General features: G+C 58.2%; 19 protein-coding genes. 3 read left to right on the top strand and 16 right to left on the bottom strand.

The annotated features are described in order from the left end of the window. The first annotated feature begins 37 nt into the window (after positions 1 to 37). The 3 genes from CR155_RS15975 to CR155_RS15965 are packed head-to-tail and all read left to right on the top strand — an operon-like array spanning position 38 to position 2441. Positions 38 to 712, top strand: a complete 675-nt coding sequence (locus CR155_RS15975; RefSeq protein ID WP_102071034.1) for a hypothetical protein — start codon at positions 38 to 40, stop codon at positions 710 to 712. Further along, the gene (locus tag CR155_RS15970) at positions 705 to 1391 is read left to right on the top strand and encodes an RES family NAD+ phosphorylase (RefSeq protein ID WP_102071033.1); all 687 of its coding nucleotides are present in this window, start codon (positions 705 to 707) and stop codon (positions 1389 to 1391) included. The genes CR155_RS15975 and CR155_RS15970 overlap by 8 nt, the downstream gene beginning before the upstream one ends. Beyond that, positions 1392 to 2441 (top strand): DUF3800 domain-containing protein, encoded by a 1050-nt coding sequence (locus CR155_RS15965; RefSeq protein WP_102071032.1) that lies wholly within the window; start codon positions 1392 to 1394, stop codon positions 2439 to 2441. It begins immediately after the preceding gene. A gap of 22 nt (positions 2442 to 2463) precedes the next feature. On the opposite strand, the gene CR155_RS15960 is transcribed toward CR155_RS15965, so the two are convergent. The 16 genes from CR155_RS15960 to CR155_RS15885 form a co-directional block, all read right to left on the bottom strand. Next, a complete protein-coding gene (locus CR155_RS15960; protein WP_102071031.1) occupies positions 2464 to 3213 on the bottom strand; it encodes a TIGR03747 family integrating conjugative element membrane protein in 750 nt (249 codons plus the stop codon). Next, on the bottom strand, positions 3210 to 5384 hold the full coding sequence (gene traD, locus CR155_RS15955) for a type IV conjugative transfer system coupling protein TraD (RefSeq protein ID WP_102071030.1): 2175 nt from the start codon (positions 5382 to 5384) through the stop codon (positions 3210 to 3212). Before traD ends, CR155_RS15960 begins: the two co-directional genes overlap by 4 nt. A gap of 4 nt (positions 5385 to 5388) precedes the next feature. After that, the gene (locus tag CR155_RS15950) at positions 5389 to 5931 is read right to left on the bottom strand and encodes an integrating conjugative element protein (RefSeq protein ID WP_102071029.1); all 543 of its coding nucleotides are present in this window, start codon (positions 5929 to 5931) and stop codon (positions 5389 to 5391) included. Beyond that, positions 5928 to 6518, bottom strand: a complete 591-nt coding sequence (locus tag CR155_RS15945) for a transglycosylase SLT domain-containing protein (RefSeq protein ID WP_102071028.1) — start codon at positions 6516 to 6518, stop codon at positions 5928 to 5930. The genes CR155_RS15950 and CR155_RS15945 overlap by 4 nt, the downstream gene beginning before the upstream one ends. Continuing rightward, complete coding sequence (locus CR155_RS15940) at positions 6500 to 7228, bottom strand: TIGR03759 family integrating conjugative element protein (RefSeq protein ID WP_199171788.1); 729 nt, start codon at positions 7226 to 7228, stop codon at positions 6500 to 6502. The genes CR155_RS15945 and CR155_RS15940 overlap by 19 nt, the downstream gene beginning before the upstream one ends. A gap of 14 nt (positions 7229 to 7242) precedes the next feature. Continuing rightward, a complete protein-coding gene (locus CR155_RS15935; protein WP_102071027.1) occupies positions 7243 to 7893 on the bottom strand; it encodes a hypothetical protein in 651 nt (216 codons plus the stop codon). After that, complete coding sequence (pilL2, locus tag CR155_RS15930) at positions 7890 to 8468, bottom strand: PFGI-1 class ICE element type IV pilus protein PilL2 (protein WP_102071026.1); 579 nt, start codon at positions 8466 to 8468, stop codon at positions 7890 to 7892. The genes CR155_RS15935 and pilL2 overlap by 4 nt, the downstream gene beginning before the upstream one ends. 125 nt (positions 8469 to 8593) lie before the next feature. Further along, positions 8594 to 9328 carry a hypothetical protein gene (locus CR155_RS15925; protein WP_102071025.1) on the bottom strand — a complete coding sequence of 245 codons (735 nt, stop codon included), beginning with the start codon at positions 9326 to 9328 and terminating at the stop codon, positions 8594 to 8596. Positions 9329 to 9492: 164 nt separating this feature from the next. Next, a complete protein-coding gene (locus tag CR155_RS15920) occupies positions 9493 to 11769 on the bottom strand; it encodes a DEAD/DEAH box helicase family protein (RefSeq protein ID WP_199171787.1) in 2277 nt (758 codons plus the stop codon). 102 nt (positions 11770 to 11871) lie between these two features. Then, complete coding sequence (locus CR155_RS15915) at positions 11872 to 12183, bottom strand: hypothetical protein (protein WP_199171786.1); 312 nt, start codon at positions 12181 to 12183, stop codon at positions 11872 to 11874. A gap of 97 nt (positions 12184 to 12280) precedes the next feature. Beyond that, complete coding sequence (locus tag CR155_RS15910; RefSeq protein WP_102071024.1) at positions 12281 to 13390, bottom strand: DUF6094 domain-containing protein; 1110 nt, start codon at positions 13388 to 13390, stop codon at positions 12281 to 12283. A gap of 74 nt (positions 13391 to 13464) precedes the next feature. Further along, positions 13465 to 14124: a hypothetical protein gene (locus CR155_RS15905; protein ID WP_102071023.1), complete on the bottom strand. Its 660-nt coding sequence runs from the start codon at positions 14122 to 14124 to the stop codon at positions 13465 to 13467. Positions 14125 to 14289: 165 nt separating this feature from the next. Further along, the gene (locus tag CR155_RS15900; protein ID WP_102071022.1) at positions 14290 to 14631 is read right to left on the bottom strand and encodes a hypothetical protein; all 342 of its coding nucleotides are present in this window, start codon (positions 14629 to 14631) and stop codon (positions 14290 to 14292) included. 103 nt (positions 14632 to 14734) lie between these two features. Next, entirely contained in the window at positions 14735 to 15082 is a 348-nt protein-coding gene (locus CR155_RS15895) for a hypothetical protein (RefSeq protein ID WP_102071021.1), read from the bottom strand. Between the two features lie 96 nt (positions 15083 to 15178). After that, positions 15179 to 15850 carry a DUF3275 family protein gene (locus tag CR155_RS15890; protein ID WP_102071020.1) on the bottom strand — a complete coding sequence of 224 codons (672 nt, stop codon included), beginning with the start codon at positions 15848 to 15850 and terminating at the stop codon, positions 15179 to 15181. 98 nt (positions 15851 to 15948) lie between these two features. After that, positions 15949 to 16776, bottom strand: coding sequence for a DUF932 domain-containing protein (locus CR155_RS15885; protein ID WP_102071019.1), 828 nt, complete (start codon positions 16774 to 16776; stop codon positions 15949 to 15951). Positions 16777 to 16872: the final 96 nt, after the last annotated feature.

Genomic DNA, 16872 nt, shown 5'->3' with positions numbered 1-16872 from the left:
TATTTGATAACTATCATAACCCATAAGGAGCACATCCATGAACGTCGTAATAGACCATCCAGGCGTCTCGACGTTGGTTGGCACCCCAAAGGAAGTACAGGCACGACTTGGCAAATCGCATGCTGATCAAGTACTGCTCGTAACGTTCGACCATATCAGGCCCCGGGTCTTAGAGGCCCTCGCGGCAAATGTCGCTAACGTGACATCCTCCATGTTTGAACTGATGTTGGAGCGCCATGACCGAGAGTCCATTGATCGTTTAGTCGACGTCCTGATGCCTCGGACACCGCCCTCCCCCCGCTTGCTCAAGGAAGCGGTCATGCTGGTGCAGGCGCGCAAAGCCGTGTTAGAGAGCGGTGACTGGCTGACGGCCGCCGAGGTTGCACAACTGGCAGAGTTGAGCACCCGAAATCCCAGCGCTCAACCGAATAAATGGAAAAAGCAGGGGCAAATCTTCGCGATCAACCACGGCGGCGTCGACTACTTTCCGGGTTACGGCTTAGATCGAAACGCGGGTTTCCGACCGTCAAAAGCTATGGCTAAAGTCATTGAAATCTTAGCCAGGAACAAAGACAGCTGGGGCATGGCCTACTGGTTCCGTTCGGACAATAGCTTTCTGGGCGGCAAGAAGCCTCAGGATTTGTTGGCGTCCGAGCCCGAGCGTGTTATCGAGGCGGCTATGGACGAGGTCCAGGAGATCGCGCATGGCTAGGTCTAAGCCATCGGCACCTTCTGAGGAGGCATCTAACACAACGCCGGAGCCTCCTGACACACTGCATGTCACGCTCACCCGGCTTACACCGGGCAAGGTGCTGCACCGCGTCCATCAGAGCATGTACCAAGCGGATCAGTTCAATCCCAGCGTGCAAGGCAATGCACGATTCAGCCCGATCCACGATGAGCAGGGAACCCCGATACCCACGCTTTACGCTGGAACAACAATGGCGTGTGCATTGATGGAAACGGTGTTCCATGACGTCCCGCACACGGCCGGCTTCAAGAGCGTCGATAAAGGCAAACTAGCCGGCCAGGTGCATTCCACTATTCAAGTTGAGGAGGAATTACAGCTGGTTGACCTTGCAAGCGTACCGCTACGCAAGCTGGGCGTGACGCGCAAGCAACTGATCGACACTGAGAAGAACCAGTACCCTGCCACACGCAAATGGGCTGCCGCAATCCACTCTCAATTTCCCCAGGCCCAGGGGCTATCGTGGGTTTCTAGACAAGACGATTCAGCACGTGCCATGATTTTATTTGGTGATCGCATCACCAGTGATTCACTCCAGGATGAGGGGGGCTCACGTAGTCTGCTGGACGATGCGGACGTTTACGATGAAGTGCTGGACCTGGCGGATCGGATCGGTGTCAACATCGTGCCAGGGAAAACTTGAATGGAGTGCTTCCGGATTGATGAGAGTGGCTACACCGGGTTCGACCTGCTGAACCCTGAGCAGCGCTTCCAGGGTGCGACAGCCATCGCCATAAGCGATGAAGACGCCCAGCGTTTGATTCGTGAGCACTTCCCCAAGTTGCAAGCCACCGAGCTCAAGTACCGCTCACTGGCGCGCCGGCCCGGCAACCATCCCCGCCTGCTGGCTCTGCAGCGGGATCTGCTGACCAACTACAAATGCGTAACCTATGTCTGCGACAAGCGCTACCTGCTGTTGCTGATGTTCATGGATTACGCCGTCGAACCGTTCTACTACGAACGCGGCATGAACTTCTATGAGGACGGCCAAAACTACGCCCTGGCATCCCTGCTGTACTACGCCGGCCCGACCTTGCTAGGGAGGGAAGCGTTCGATAAACTGCTGGCGGCGTTTCAACATGCCGTCAAAGACAAATCGTCAGCAGCACTAGGAGCACTCGTAAGTGCGGCGCGAAAGACACGGTGGCACGAGCTTTCGGAAGCGCTGGGGCCCCTGGCGGTCGATGCCTGTCCTGAATGCCTCTCGGCAATCGCCACGCCGGGGGTGAGCACCGATGCAGCTCTCGTGGTGCTGCAATCTCTAATGAGCCGCATGGAGGTCATGATGGACGGCCCCTACCGTGTCGAGCATGATCAATCCAAGAACCTACTCACCTACAACACCCTGCTGCAGCGCTACATTGACCATGACCAGCAGATCGAGTTTCACCAGTCCGAGATCGCCAGCATCAAGTTTCCCCTGAAGCTCACTTCGGTGACGCAGGTTGATTCCAAGGACAGCCCGGCGGTGCAACTGGCTGACGTAATGATTGGTGCAACCATTGAAGCGGCCAATATACTGACGGGGCAGCGTATTGCGGGGCTGGACGCCGAAGCTGTGATGTCCCACTATGCTGATCATCAGTTAATCCACATGCTCCCGTCGATCGATTTCGCAGAGCAACAAAGATTCCGGAAAGGTACGCAGGCTGCAGAGGTGATCAACTATTTCGCCGCCCATTTCCACAAATGAATCATTTTTAAATAGTTACGAATCACAGGTACTTCTTGAAACTCCCCGCCGTCAGATTTATTGCTAGGCCCAGCAATGTGGCGCTTGGCAGCAGGATCAATAGCGGGTGCAGGGAAATGGGCAACGCCAGATAGATCACCCAGGGCAGTACGACCAGTGGCATGAGCGACGCTTTAGCGCGGTGGTAGAAGAACCCGGATTCACGACCCGCACCGAACTTGCGCACGTCACGACGTACCAGCCCATCGACTAGGCCAACGAAGGCCGCCAGCAGGATCAACGGCAAGGTCAGCATCAGAATCAGCAACCGCACCAAGAAAGTGAGCGTGGTGAAGGCCGCGGCGATCAAATAGCGCTCCGACCAGACGTAAGCTTGGCTCAAATAGTAGCGAAAGTTCTTGGTACCGGCCTGGCTGGGCTCACGAGCGCGATCAGCGGTATGGCTCATCCGTTCACCCACGCCGGTCTTGACGAACACCCAATCAAAGCCCGTATCCACCAGTCGGTGCGCGGTCCTTCCCGGCTCCTTGACGATGGCGCTGCGCGTGAAGTGGCCCGACAGGTGGCTTAACTCGTACTGCAGCATCGACTGTGAATGGCGCCAACCCTGCTCCTGCCAGAACAGGTGCATGCCCACACATTCAACCACGATGGAGATCAGCAGTGATCCGATCAACACACCGAACAACCGAAGCGGCAATCCAATGAGCCTTGCAATCAACCCCTGACGACGGTTCTGCTGTTGTTGTGTCGTGGATGCCGCATCACTCATGGCGCCGCCTCATCGTGATCGGCATCGCGGCTTGCCGCATCCACGGGCTCGTCGTCCAGCAACGTATCGGGCAGGGATTGCTCCTGCAGCCCAGGGATGCCCTGATTCTCCCACCACTGGCCGGTTTCTGTGTAGCTCTGGCGCATGTACTCTGCTAGCTGCTGCAGATCCTGCGGCATGCTCTCGTCCGGATCAGGAGCTGGCAACGGCATACGAACCTTCCACAGTGCACCGCCCTGCATCAACGCGAAGCACTGGCCTTTGGGCAGTTGGACGATATGCGCGGGTTCGATCATCGGCACACTGGTCATGCTGATGCGGTCCTGAGTATTGCTGGTAAAGTCGGTTTTACCGTGAATGTCCGAGCTGTCGGTGGCACCGCTCACGACCGTGGTGGTGTAGACCTCGACCTTGGGCAGTTGCTTGGTCAGCAGCTCGGCCGTGGCGGTCTCGCGCACGCGCAACATGAATAGATTGTTGAAGTTGCCGATGACTTGGCCCGCCTTGGCGCGATTGCCAAGACGCGCTTCGATGTCAGAGAGGGTCTGCGTATAGGCGGTGACCTGAATGCCGGCGCCACCCCCTTTGTTGATCATCGGGATGAACTCATCACCCATGAGTTCATTAAATTCGTCGGCGTGCAGGTTAATCGGCACCTTCTGACCCGCATTGGCCCCAGGCAGGCCATCGTCGATACCGAACTTATAGATGTGGCCTGCCACCGATACCAGATCAGAGAACATAGAGTTGCCCACCGCGGCGGCGACCTCGGCGTCCGAGAGCGCATCCAAACCGACGTAGACCACCGCCCGCTTGCGGATGATCTGCATCCAGTCGAAGATGGGCCTGGGGTCGTTCAGGTCGGAATAGTTCGGCGCGAGCAGTTGAGCGATCTTGCCGCTGGTGAGCTTCTCCAGCAGGGGCAAAAGGCTCGCGACGATCTTGTCGAAATACGTCTTGTCATAGCGCACAGCGCTACGCAGGCCATCCAGTACCGGGTCGTAGTTGCGCGCCTGGCTCAGGTACTGCTCCAGCGCGACCACACGCTTCTCGCGCCCGACCATGTTCCTGGGGATGTTCCTGTCGTTGAGTCTTGCTTCAAGTTGAACGATGACTTCCCAGGCCTTGGGTTCGGTCTTGGCGAAATAATGCTGGGCATACTCGATGAACAGCGCATCGATGTTGACCACGTGGCGCTGAATCAACAAATAGTCCGGGCGCTGTCCCAGTTCGATCAGCGCACGCGCGACGATATTGACGAAGCGCCAAGCAAACTCCCGAAACGCCGCCGAATTGCCCTCGCCCGAGAGCTGGCCCGCAATGCGGGTGGCCACTTCGGAAATGCGCCCAAACCGGCCCACGGCGTTGTAGCGGGCGGAAATGTCCGGCCAACCCAGGTGAAACACATAGAACTCCCCTTCCCGCCCGGCGCGCTTGGCCTCCACGTACATGCGTTTGAGCAAATCGGCATCACCCTTCGGGTCGAAGACGATCACGACTTCATGCTCTCCCGTGCTGTTCTTGCGGCGGATGTCCTGGGTGATAAAAAGCTCGGCCAGCCGCGTTTTACCCACCCGTGTGGTGCCCAGCACCAACGAATGTCCGACGCGTTCCCCTAACGGAAGACTGACGTCGACCTCTTGCGGTTCGATGCCATGCAGACGCGGCAAACCACCGACCGGCGGCAGCGGGCGCACTGGGTTCAATGGCACATCCCATGCCGTGAGCCGCGCCCAATGAGATAAGGGAAATGGCGCGAACTCCAGACGTTCTTCCAACCGCCGCGCCAGTCGATAAGCAGGTGTGGGCTCGACGTAGCGGCGGAATTCAGGTCGATAGGTTTGCGTCAGTCGATGCGTATGCTTCTGTTCCCACAAAAAACCCTTGCCGATGAACAGCCGCTGCTGGCTGACCGGCACATCGCGGCTGGTCATCACATAACGCGGCAGGCGGCGGATGTTGCGGCGGTAGCGCAAAATCGCCTGGGCCTGTCGAAACCGAATGGCACCGAAGACGGCAAACGCCAGAGCGCTACCGACCCCCAGGCTGGGATTCAGCGCGAGCGACCACGGGGCCACCACGCACAGAATCGCGGCGCCGGCACACACCGCCACGGTGTATAGCTCCACCGCCGGGCGCAGCAATACCTCAACCGGCTGGGTCTGTGCCATGGCATCATTGCTCGATGCCAGTGGCCGTAATCAGTACTGGGTAGTGGCGCAGCCCCAGCCGCTCGGCCAGATCATCCGCCGAGACGGGCCAAAGTTGCAGGCCGGGAGCCAGCGCCCGCAAGCGCTCTAGTCCCTGCATCGTCTCGACATTGACCACCAGACCAGCCGCGTTACGCTCACGCAAACTTACTGCATGGTGGCGCAGCCAGGCATGAGATACCTCATCGTCGCCAATTAAGAAAAACGGTTGTAAGCCCGGTGCCTCAATCACCCGACGCACGACCGCGCCCGGTGTGAGCTTCGCGCTACGCACGGGCAGCATCTGGGCTTCACCGTCGATGGTTGAAGGCAACTGGGGAATGGGAACGGGTGGGCGCTGTATGCCTCTGGTGCGCGGCTGCAGGTTGAGCGCTTCGTAGTACGGTAACGCCGATACGCCACCGCGATCTTCCACCACAATCAGCGGTTCTGCCGCTTGCTTGGCTGACAAAGGTGCAGTGGCGATCAGGGCGGACAGGCCGAGTACGGCCAGAGAAATGATTTTCATTGTGATCTCTCCTGATGGGTAGTGCGTGGCGCACCGGGCGGACCCTGCACACGGGTCAGATGCCGGGAAACGCTGCTTCGGTAACGCGCCGCCGGCTCACCGCCCGCTGGACGGTGATAGCGGCCTATCGCCAGCAGCCAATCCTCACCCGGCTTGTACTGCTCACGCAGAATGACGGCGGCGACAGCCAAATTGGCGTAGGGGTCGAGCAGGTCACATGGGCGGTTGTAGCGGTGTTTCTGATAGCCCAGGTTGATTTGCGCGAGGCCCACATCAACGCGGGTGGGCGCAGCTTCCCTCAGGGCCTGGAGCAGACCGGTGCAAGCCTGAGCACGCGTGGCATAACGGTACGACTGACCCGCCACATTCAGCGACCAGGGCCAAGGGATAAGGCGGTTATTGCGGCGGATGCCGCTTTCTTGCAGGGCCACGGCAAAGAGCACCATCGATGGAATGCCTGCTCGCTGAGCCGCCAACTGATAGGCGGGCGGGGGAACTTCCTGAGCATGCCCGTGGCTGGTGAACAGGCCAGCTGCCAACAGCAGCACCCACAGGGGCGGCACTGGGCTTACGGTTGCCGATGCCATTGCCCGTTCACCTGGCGCACGACGGCAGGCAGCTCGCCGGACAGGCCGAGCGATAACCAACGTCCACCATCGTGATTTAGCGTGATAGTGCCGCTGCGTACCCTGACCGGGTCGATCTGCATGCGTTTGGCCAAATCACGGATGCGAGCATCATCCTGACGGCTACCGACCATATAAAGGTCGAACTCAGTGCCCACCGCGTGCAAACGCTGCACGAGCAAACCGCAGGTTGCACAATCGTCCTTCACGAAAATTGCCGTGCGTCCGCTGCCTGCGATTGACATGCCGTCTGGTGTCGCATCGGGAAGATTCACCCGCTGCAGGCCGGGGTGCAGTCGCTGCCAGGCCTCATCGTAGGCGCGCTGATAAGCCAGCAACTTCTCGACGCGGCGTGCTTCAGCCTGTACCTGCAGTTCGGCGTAACGGCGGCGCTCTTCATCGGAGCGGGCTTCAACGCCCAGGGCTGACAGTGGATCGAGGTTAGGCGAATAGATCCCCAGCGGGCCGTCCATCAGCTCTTCAAAGCGTATCCACTCCTCTGTGCCCAACCCCCAGTCCCGTGCCAGGCGTTCGTCGCGGCTTTGTTCGATCTGACTTTGACCAGTGCGCGATGGCTGCATGATGGCGTCTTGTTGGGAAGCGGACTGTGCCGACACCCAAGGCGGCAATCCTGCGAATAAGGCAAGCGCCAAGGCGATCTGTGGTTTCATGGCTAGGCTCCGAATCAAGGGATGACCAGACGACGTGTCTGTTTACCGTTTTGAAACACGGCAGTGTTGCCCTCAATGGCGTGCAATCGCCACTGCCCCACGGCCTCGCCGGGTAGCACCACCTGAATCTTGTCCGCTGTAAGATCACCCTTTACAGGCGCAACAGACACGCTACGCTGCCCGGCCCGCATTTCTGAACCGACGACACGAAATGGAAACGGGGATGGCTTCGCCACCGCAGCCACGGGGGTGGCGGGTTTAGTTGGTGGTGGGGGCACGATCAAAGCGGGTTGCGAGCGAGTCTTCATCTGCTCGACTTCGGTACGAAGCGCCTGTAACTCTTCTGCGACGGAATGGTCGGCAAGGGTCTGTTCCATTCGAGTCAGACGTGCCTCAAGATGTTGGCGCGTCTGGTGCAGTGCGGCGACTGTGGCAGGTTCGGGCTGGGCTTCGAGCATTTGCACGCTTTCAACCAGTTCGGCCATCCGCGCCTCAAGCACCTGAATTTGGCGCAGGCCTGAGTCAACACGCGCCTGTTGCGCAAGGCCTGCCATAGCACGATACCCAGTGCCGACCAGTACGCTGAGCACGACCAACCAGACCCAGAGCAGGACCTGCAAGCCTACGTTGAACGTACCACGTGAGGTTCTTTGCGCGCTGCTCATGACCGGACTCCTGTCACCGTGACGGGAAAGGTCAGTACCGGCTCGCTGGCAGGTATGTCACTGGCCGGCTCATGCTCGCTGTCGCTGGGATTGGATCGGACAAAGCAGATTTGTCGCGCCACGTCGTCGATTCGCAGCTCCCAGGCAGGACCCGCCAACGTCAGCAGCGCATCGCGCAAAGTCATTGGCCCTAAATGCAAATGGGCCAGCGGTAGAGGTAGTGCGTAGAGTTCGGTGGTAGCTGAGCCAAACGGACAAAGCTGATAGCCGCTGCGCTTCAAGACATGGCGCAGTCCGTCGGCCACCGATGCACGAGCATCCTCAGGAATAGTTACATCCACAATCTGCAAAAGTAAGTCACGCTGCACCGTCGTTGGCGCAAGCTCCACGAGGGTGTAGCGCCCGTAGCGGATCACCGGGATGTCCTTCGGCCGCGTAGGCTCGGGTACAAAAGAGACTTCTTCAGGGATGAGGGCTTCGGTTGGTGCAGTAGTGGTCGAGCAACCGCTTACAAGCGCGGCTGCGATCAGCAGGCTGCTACCTACCGGATGCTGGAATGGGAAGATGACAAACATGGCTCGGCTCGCTATTGCAATAAGCCGATACCTTCGCCGCACCCTCTGATCCAATCAGCAAAGAATGAGAAATACGACTAGACCGCTTTCCTTTGTTCGGAGTTAAATAAAGAAGGTTTATAAGCTCAAACACCCGCGTTTTTGGCGTAGGAGTGGTCGTTCGGGTCTGCGTACGAGTCCTTCTTCACTCTTTCCCACTCTTCCTTCAGTATTTCCTGCGCCTTGATAATGACTTCCTTGAGGATACTCTTGAAGACCGCCTGAATGTTCGTCGGGGGAAGCAGGCTGACCGTACGGTCATAGAGACGAGTCGTATTCTCTAGCTTATTCATCAGCACCTTGAGATCCTGGTGGTTCACTTCTGTCATATTCAATCGAAGCTCAATGAGCAATTGGAGTTCAAGGGCTTCCTTCCTCATCTCGGCAATGGGCTGCGAGAAAGCAGCCAGTCCCTCATCGCTGATTGATTCCACCCCTGGTCTGTTCACGATGGCATCCCAACGATAGGATATCTCCTGCCAGGTTGTGAGGTACTTGGCAATGTCCTTACGCAACTCGTCAATCCACATTTGGCGCTTGGCCGAGATACTGGCATTTGCGATACGCCGCGAGGCCAGCTCTTGCATTGAGAGTTGATCTCTCAACGCGTCCTTCTGTTCGCTCGTCTGTTGTTCGGCTAGCTTCAGCTGAGTCTTGCGCTGTGAGCGGGCAACCAGCATTTGCGTGAGTGAAGCGACCATTGCGGCGAACAGTGAGACAAGCACTGCTGCGCCCGCAATCCATACTTTGTTGATGAACTCAGCATTCTGCAGCGCGTCCTGTACGATTTTCTGTATCGTGGCCAAATCCTGTGGATTCACTAATCTACTCCTTAAAACCGGGCGAACTACCATCGTGTCACACTCCTGTGACATAGAGTGCTCTGCGTGGAGGATACATCGACAATAGGGTGAGCACGTGGTGGCTTCAGTCACCTCGAAAAAATGCCGACATCCCATAAGGGATGCCGGCACGCAAAGTAACGTCAGGCGGCAACAAGCTGCCTTGCCAACGCAACCTCAATCGAATCACCGTCCGGATTCAAGACATCGAGCCCAGACTCCGGCACGTCTCCCGACGTGCTTTGCGAGACCATGATTTTCTTGGCCATGAGAGACAGGCATGTCATCTGCGATGTCGCTGCATAGCCCAGGTAGATCACGCGCACCGCTAGCTTTTGACCGATACGCCATGAACGGCGCGCGGCCTGCTGCAGCGTGTAGACGTTGTAGCCCGACTGCATGAACACAATCGTGGGGAACTCCAAAAGGTCCAGTCCCGTCTTGACCAGCTCGGGATTAGTGATGAGGACATCGATGCCCCGATCCAGCTGCTCGGCAATCCAGTCTTCTCGGCGGCTAGCTTCCACGCTTGCGCGCAGTACCGCCACCTTGAAACCTTCCTGCTCCAGCAACATCTTCAGACGCGATGTGGTATCGCGCGTGCCGGTGTAGACGGAATAGACCAGGGTCTTGCGACCTGCGGCTTTTTCCTCGCGACAGATGCTGATCAACTCCCGCTCTTTGGGCATGATTTCCAGTTCGTTAAACTGAACGGGTGTGAAAGCCAGCATCTCACGGGTACGCGGATGACGAACGGTTTCCGCTCTAAAGCAACAGTCGGACCAAGCCAGCAGCACGTTAAGCACAACGCCCAGCAACGTGGTATCCCGCTTACGCAGGGCTTCCTTAAGTGCCGAAGTCAGATTTGCAGCCAGACTGCTATAGGTATCACCTTGTTCGGCATCCATCTCGACTTCCCGGAACTCCTCATCATACGGTGGCAGTATGCCTCCCATGTCGCGAAGTTTTAGGAATATCGTGTACGGCAGGATGCAACGCAGTACGCCCTTCGGACCAAAGCCGGGGGCTTTGACCGTTCGGACTGACACCTTGGTGCCCTTGGCGGTCTTGTGGGCAGGCCCATCGGACTCGGAGAATATGTCCTTCAGAACACCATGGTCTCGCATGAATGCCATCGCGGCCGAACTCATGCTGCCGCTGCTGCTCGGACGGTAACCGTCTTCGATCATCCTCCCAGGCAATGCCCGGAATAGAAGGTGAAAAAGGTCATCGGCGTAGCCGCCCATGAGCGTGCCGGTCAACAGCACCGTCTTGCGGACCTTGGCCGCAATCACCCCCATCGCCTGGCCTTGTGCCGAGCCGCCCGTCTTATACTCATGCGCCTCGTCAGCGATAAGTAAGTCGAACGTGCCCTGCGGCAAGTAACGTTTGACATATTCGGAGGCCTGATAGCCACCTTCGCCAAAACCGAACTCCATGCTGGACATCGCGCGTTCCATACGTTGCGCTTGCCGGTCGGAAAAAACCAACTCCCCCCGGTCGTCCATCAGATTGATAAAGTTGTGCAGATTGTCTCCCAGCATTGAGGCCAGGAAACTGTCACCGAACATCTTCATCAGTTTCTGTGCGGTAGCCTCACCGATGGTTGGAATACGCTTTAAAGCGCGGAGCACCGCTGAGGATTGATCACTGCCGGACAGCGTCCGGGGACGCATCAACGTCCAGAGTGCGGCGTTGCAGCCAATGCACTTGCGACGCGTTTCTTCGGCTTCCAGCTCCAAGGCATGGATCGGCTCGCCATCCAGATCGGTGACCGTCGTCCCGCAGTGCGGGCAGGCACCAACCTCGCCGTGAAGCGTTCGCTTGCGCATAAATGCCGGTTTCCAGTGAAAGCCCATGCGCATGCGCACGCGACCGATAATGAAAAACTCCTGACCCATCGGCTCCTCACCCATCTGCTCGCGCAGCTTTATGAGCTTGAGCAAGGTATCGGGGCCGTTAAGCACCCATACCTTGGCGCCTGCGACGGTTTCCAGAATTTCCCTGCGCCACTTGTAAACCAGGTGCGGCGGGCTCAGGACCAGGGTGCGACGATAACCTTCCGCATTGAGAACGGCAGCCAGTGCGATACCGACAATGGTCTTGCCGGTGCCCATCTCGCCATTGATGATCGCGGCGCGTTCGCCTCGATTCACCAATAACTCTGCTGCCGCATGCACGACTTCGGCCTGGGCGGGGAAAAGCTGGCGCTTGAGGGCTGCGAGCACCAATTGACGCTCGGGCCGGGGCGTTCCGTTATAGACAGGCGGGTTAGCCCGGTTCAGGCTGTCCAGCAGTTCGTCGCCGAACTCCTCGACGAAGTCCTGCAAGCTAAACGACAATTCCGACTCTGCGGCATCCGCCTGCTCGTCGGTGTGGATGTTTTCTGCGACAGTTGTCGCTTCGAGTTGCGTATTCATGGTGATGCTCCATAAAAATGAGGCATGCACCTCCCCCAAGGGGCGGTGCATGCCCCAGGGGGATAAAAGTTAGATGGCGGCCAAAGACCGCCATGGGTAGAATCAGTACTCGCTGGGCAGGAGCAGCGTGGTCACGCTGCGATCCCATTCAGTAATGATCCAGAGTTGCAGGGCTGATTCGACCTGATAGGAAGAGAACAGGCGATCCTGGCCCGATGCCAGCGCGGCATCGTTCAGCTGACGGTCGCCTTCGACCAGATCTCCCCAGTCGCCGCCAAGGTGGCGGCGTAGGTACATGCTGGGGTTGAGTCGGCCTTGCTGGATCAACTCGTGAACGCCAGCCGTCAAAACCAATTGGCCGGGCGAAAAGCGCATGTTCGGTACCACGCTAATGAATAGTGCTTCGGTTGCCATGGTGATAGCTCCTTGTATAAGAAACCGAAGCCATGGCACCCATCGGGGCGGCATGCCCCCGGTGGATGGATGAAAGTAGTGAGGGCGTGCCCTAAGATCAATGAATGGTGAGAATCTGACCCCGCGTGGCTGAGTCGGGCGTCAAGTCCCAAGCCCTGATCACGGGCACGAACTTGTCGGTGAGGATGCGCGTCTCGGCCACAGAACCGTCATCGCGTTCGCGATACTCGGTGGCGGTGGCTTTCTGCTTGTAGGTGTCACCCTTGACGGCCAGGATGCGACCGCTTTTGGACTGCACGACCCCTGAGATGGCGCCCGCCGCCAAGGCCAGCGCCAAATGCCAGTGGGATAAACCGCGTGCCGGAGGCCGCATGGATTGTTGAGCGGCGCCCAGATGGGCCTCGCTCGATGGCCATAGGCCCTGCAGGCGCTGCACTTCCTCGGCAAACTGCGCCGGTTCCATGCTGATCCGGTAAAAATGCGCCGGCTCGGCCTGCGCGGCCGGGATGCTGTAGGGCAGCGCCGTCCACACGGGAGGCAACTCCTGCGCTTCGACTTCAGCTTGTCCGACCTGTAGCAGCCGGGTGCGGACTGACTTGACGTCATCCCCCGCGAGCTCACGCTGGCGAACTCGACGCCCAAACACGACAACCTGTTTGAACTGGGTATCCACCGCGCGGTAGACGCTCAGATCGGTAAAGTGCCGGGTCAGCCATCCAACCATCTCCTGATCCAGGACGTAGGACGGGATGATAAAAACCAGGACGCCGCCATACTGCAACTGCGGCAGCGTCTTTTGATAGAACAACTTTTCCAGCCGGGCGCGTCCCCGGCCTTCGTAGCCCATGTTGCCGTTGGCGTCTCGGGCGAGATCACCGTACGGCGGGTTGAGCCACAGCAGGCCGAAGCACTGGCGTGTGATGAGCGTGTCCATCAGATCGCCATGGATGCAGCGATCAACCAGTCGGCGAGCATGGTCTGCCCGTTCCTGGTCATATTCGACCGCGTAGGCGGTGACCTGCTCACGCCCGAGGGCGTGCGCAGCCTCCGCGATGGCGACACCTTCGCCGGCGCAAGGATCAAGAATGCACATCGGCCCATCGCTGGGCGCAAGAGCGTTGAGGGTTCGTTCAAGCGTGGCTTCGTCGGTCGGGTAATAGCCATTTTTGGCAAAATTCCGAGCGAGCCTGGGGAACATGAGAGCCATGGGAAAATCTCCTGTTTGGCGGGGATGAGTCAATACAGATACGCGCGAGATGCGCGCATCTGCGGGTGACAGCGTCAGGCCACTGCTTCCAGTGGCCGATCGGTCGTTGCCGATGGCAGTGCCGGATAGGCGGTGAGCACGTCCTGGCGGATGAGATCGCCCAGTGCGTCGGTGAGGAGCGGAACGTCCAACCCCAGACGAAAGCCCTGCAACGGCCCGAGCGCCATTGGCAGTGCCTTGAGCATTTCCCGATCGCGTAGCAGCGCCAGCACGGGCGCTTGCCAGTGCTCCAGAAGCGGCAGCGGGCATGTGTCCTTGACCAGGCGCCACAGTCGAGCGGTGGGATCGTTAGTTGAGCGTGGCAGCAACGCGAGGGCGCTGACCGTACTCTTTTCAGGTTGGATGCATCGTCGGTCAAACAACCAAAGGTTGGTGATTGAACCGAACAGCGTGCGGCGATAAGCACGGGTGAGGCGCTTTTCCAGACGATCGACCGCGCCGACCGAGACCGGGACAGAGCCCCCTTGGTCGGTGATGAGATGGAATTGATCCAGCCCATCCTCAGCGCGGCCCAGGGTCAGGCGAGCGATGAATTGCTGGATCGCGGTATCGCGTGCCCAGACGGAAAGAAAGATGAACTCGCCTTGCTCGTTGCACACGCACGCATCGGCCATCAGGTCGCTGCATTCGTCGATGCGGTACAGCACGGGAGTTTGATTAGATGATGGGAGCATCGTAGTGTCCTCAAGAAAAGAGACAGCACCGCCCCCAAGGGCAGTGACTGCCCCGTATGGGATGAAAGAGCGCGGATTACTCGGATTGAGTTTTTGGCCGCGAGTGGAAATACAGCGGATCGCCGGGAAGACGAACCGGTACGAATGATCGTTTCACATAGAAATTCAGAGCTCTCGTTCGGTAAACGAACCATCAGTCTGATGCTTGGCTACGCGGTTACCGGTATAGCTTTCGCGGTCACGCTGGACCTGGATGAACATGCTCTCGGGCACGTCAATCTGAAAATGGCGCAAGACTTCTCGGTAGTAGTCCAGGCCATGGTTGAACGGATCGCTCTCGTGCAGATTGCTATACAAAAAGTCGTCGCTCTCAACCTTCATGGTGTCATCGATCAACTCGGTCGGCTTCTCGACGACCAAAAAGAAGTAATCCATCGGCCGGTCCCAGCCGAGTAGAACGGTGATGGGGTATCCCTTGTGAAATGTGTCGAAGTAGTGCCGACTCATGGTGAAGCTCCTCGATTGAAATCGCCGGGAGCCTCCCCATCGGGTCGCCCCGGCGGGTGTGTGAAATAGCCGCGTCTGCGGCGATGAAGTGACGTGCCAGCTCTTAGTCGTTCGAACCGCAACCGGCCGGGCAACAACCCAGTGTGATCCCGTGTGTGCAAATGCCGTTTGCAGCATTCCAGTCCTGGGTTTCCTGCCTCTGGGCAGGTGTTGCGTAGTCCCATTCCTGTGCTATTTGCAGAGCTTGTGCGCGCTGGTATTCGGGCAATTGATCAACTTGTGCATCAATCTCGGAACTGAAGCGTTCAACGTAGTAGTCGTAAGAGAGACCGCAACCCTTGATGGCTTCGTCGGCTACGGCGTCACAGACAACCCGCCAGGCTGGTTCATCCAATGCAAAGCGGGTATCCCCGATGGGGTGTGACGATGTATTGCAAGCAATGATTGACATGATGCAGACCTCCAGAAAGAAACCAGAGTCCTCCCCCTGCCGAGGAAAGTGACCCCGGTGGGTGGTTGAAGAACACCGCGGTTGCGGTGCCTGTGATTACGCAGGTTGTGGTTCAGCCTCGCGGCTCCATTCTTGCGCCTTGAAGTCCAGCGCATAGCCCAGCTCGCCCAGGCGGGCGATCTGCGCGCGTAGGGTGCGCCGGTCGATGGTCGAATCCAGTTTGATGGAATCCTCCAGCGGCCACAGCAATCCGAACAAGGCCGCATCGTCGCTGTCCGGGCCGCCAGAGGCGGCGACGGCAACCGACGGTACATCCATACCAAACGGTGTGGTATCGATCAATGGGTCTGACGAGGCGTGAACCGGCGTTGCTTGCAATGTGGGCGCGGTGACCGATGTTGCTATCGGCTGCGTCCCCTGTTCCTCATCGAGTGGATCAACTTCCTGTGCGGCGAAGCTCTTGGCATCGTCGCGGCTTAGTTCGTCCAAGCCAGAGAGAGTCATCCCGTCCAAGGAGGCGCGGATCTCAAAACGCATCCCGCCACCCGTTGGGTAAGCCCTCGGGTAGATGTACTTTATGAGGAATTCCCCGTCGTACTTACCCTCGGGGTATTGTTCCAGCTCAGCGTCTTTGACCTCGAACACGCCAAGATGCGTGGTCAGGCGACCGATCGTGAACGGTCCATTACGGCCTCGGATAGTGCGCAGCGTGAGCTGACCCGCAACGATAATGGGCGATGTGGATGAATGTGCTGCCGTGAGAGCCATGAGGCACCTCCTGATTGATGAATGGATTGATACCGCTACGCGAAATGCGACGGATAAGGAAAAAGTGGACCCGCCCGTCAGGGCCAGGTCCGTATGGCTTACGCCTTTAATTGCTGCATGCCCTGGGCAAGCATCCACAACGCTCGGTTCAGTTTCAGGTTTTGATCTATTCCCTGCACTGCCCGAGTACGCTGCTGACGGCCGTTGGCGGCGCGGCCATTGAGTCCACCTTTGATAAAGTTTTCCTGCACGCGATTAAAGGTCGACCAGAGGTCGGCCTTGCGCTCCTCAAAGCGCCTGGGCATAAGTAGCTGACGTTCCGTAACGGGTGCTGGCTTATTTGGATCGTCATATTTGAGTGCCAGAGCAGAACGGGCAAAGATTTCTTGCTCGCCTTCCTCCAGCGTGATGGCGCGCATGGCTTCGCGCGACCTGTGCACCTGCTCAAAGCTCTGGAGAACGTCGTAGGCGCCTTTGATAACCTGGTCTGTGATATCGCCCTTGTGTGGCACACGAACATCCGCAAACGTATCGCCGCACACCAGGCCGTTATGGCAGACAAATCTGAACATGCCTGCAAGCATTTGGTAGCTGCTGGAGCCATCATGTGAATTGAGGAGGATAATTTCGTTGGCCTCGGCACCACTGATCTGGCTTGCGTGGCGAAGGCGTATAAGGTGCTTGGTGTGTTCGCGACGATCTTCATTGCGAACACGCGTTTGACATACCATGAAGGGTTCGAACCCCTCCTTGCGAAGTTCCGACAGCACGGTAGCAGTCGGGATGTAGCGGTAGCGCTCGGAGCGGCTTTCATGCGGGGTTTCCGCAAAGATGGATGGAACAACGGCGCGAATCTGATCATTCGATAAGGGACGATCAGAGCGCAACACGGGGGACCGCGCTGAGAAATTCGATGCGAGGGACATAATGAGTCTCCTGGATGATGAAACGCAGTCGGTCTCGTCTACGCGAGAAGTCCACTGCTTAGGATGAACATGCAAATGCCCACAACCACACGAGGT

Origin of the sequence: Pollutimonas nitritireducens (assembly GCF_002849615.1) — a bacterium.
GTDB lineage: Bacteria > Pseudomonadota > Gammaproteobacteria > Burkholderiales > Burkholderiaceae_B > Pollutimonas > Pollutimonas nitritireducens.
Note: the sequence above shows the minus strand (reverse complement) of the source record. Positions and strands in the feature narration are given on the sequence as shown.

What these genes read in the sequence shown, in the direction of transcription:
- CR155_RS15960 (WP_102071031.1), bottom strand. Translation starts at nt 3,213, where the DNA reads ATGAGTGATGCGGCATCCACGACACAACAACAGCAGAACCGTCGTCAG.
- pilL2 (WP_102071026.1), bottom strand. Translation starts at nt 8,468, where the DNA reads ATGTTTGTCATCTTCCCATTCCAGCATCCGGTAGGTAGCAGCCTGCTG.
- CR155_RS15885 (WP_102071019.1), bottom strand. Translation starts at nt 16,776, where the DNA reads ATGTCCCTCGCATCGAATTTCTCAGCGCGGTCCCCCGTGTTGCGCTCT.
- CR155_RS15975 (WP_102071034.1), top strand. Translation starts at nt 38, where the DNA reads ATGAACGTCGTAATAGACCATCCAGGCGTCTCGACGTTGGTTGGCACC.
- CR155_RS15920 (WP_199171787.1), bottom strand. Translation starts at nt 11,769, where the DNA reads ATGAATACGCAACTCGAAGCGACAACTGTCGCAGAAAACATCCACACC.
- CR155_RS15915 (WP_199171786.1), bottom strand. Translation starts at nt 12,183, where the DNA reads ATGGCAACCGAAGCACTATTCATTAGCGTGGTACCGAACATGCGCTTT.
- CR155_RS15945 (WP_102071028.1), bottom strand. Translation starts at nt 6,518, where the DNA reads ATGGCATCGGCAACCGTAAGCCCAGTGCCGCCCCTGTGGGTGCTGCTG.
- CR155_RS15900 (WP_102071022.1), bottom strand. Translation starts at nt 14,631, where the DNA reads ATGAGTCGGCACTACTTCGACACATTTCACAAGGGATACCCCATCACC.
- CR155_RS15910 (WP_102071024.1), bottom strand. Translation starts at nt 13,390, where the DNA reads ATGGCTCTCATGTTCCCCAGGCTCGCTCGGAATTTTGCCAAAAATGGC.
- traD (WP_102071030.1), bottom strand. Translation starts at nt 5,384, where the DNA reads ATGGCACAGACCCAGCCGGTTGAGGTATTGCTGCGCCCGGCGGTGGAG.
- CR155_RS15895 (WP_102071021.1), bottom strand. Translation starts at nt 15,082, where the DNA reads ATGTCAATCATTGCTTGCAATACATCGTCACACCCCATCGGGGATACC.
- CR155_RS15935 (WP_102071027.1), bottom strand. Translation starts at nt 7,893, where the DNA reads ATGAGCAGCGCGCAAAGAACCTCACGTGGTACGTTCAACGTAGGCTTG.
- CR155_RS15965 (WP_102071032.1), top strand. Translation starts at nt 1,392, where the DNA reads ATGGAGTGCTTCCGGATTGATGAGAGTGGCTACACCGGGTTCGACCTG.
- CR155_RS15905 (WP_102071023.1), bottom strand. Translation starts at nt 14,124, where the DNA reads ATGCTCCCATCATCTAATCAAACTCCCGTGCTGTACCGCATCGACGAA.
- CR155_RS15970 (WP_102071033.1), top strand. Translation starts at nt 705, where the DNA reads ATGGCTAGGTCTAAGCCATCGGCACCTTCTGAGGAGGCATCTAACACA.
- CR155_RS15940 (WP_199171788.1), bottom strand. Translation starts at nt 7,228, where the DNA reads ATGAAACCACAGATCGCCTTGGCGCTTGCCTTATTCGCAGGATTGCCG.
- CR155_RS15950 (WP_102071029.1), bottom strand. Translation starts at nt 5,931, where the DNA reads ATGAAAATCATTTCTCTGGCCGTACTCGGCCTGTCCGCCCTGATCGCC.
- CR155_RS15890 (WP_102071020.1), bottom strand. Translation starts at nt 15,850, where the DNA reads ATGGCTCTCACGGCAGCACATTCATCCACATCGCCCATTATCGTTGCG.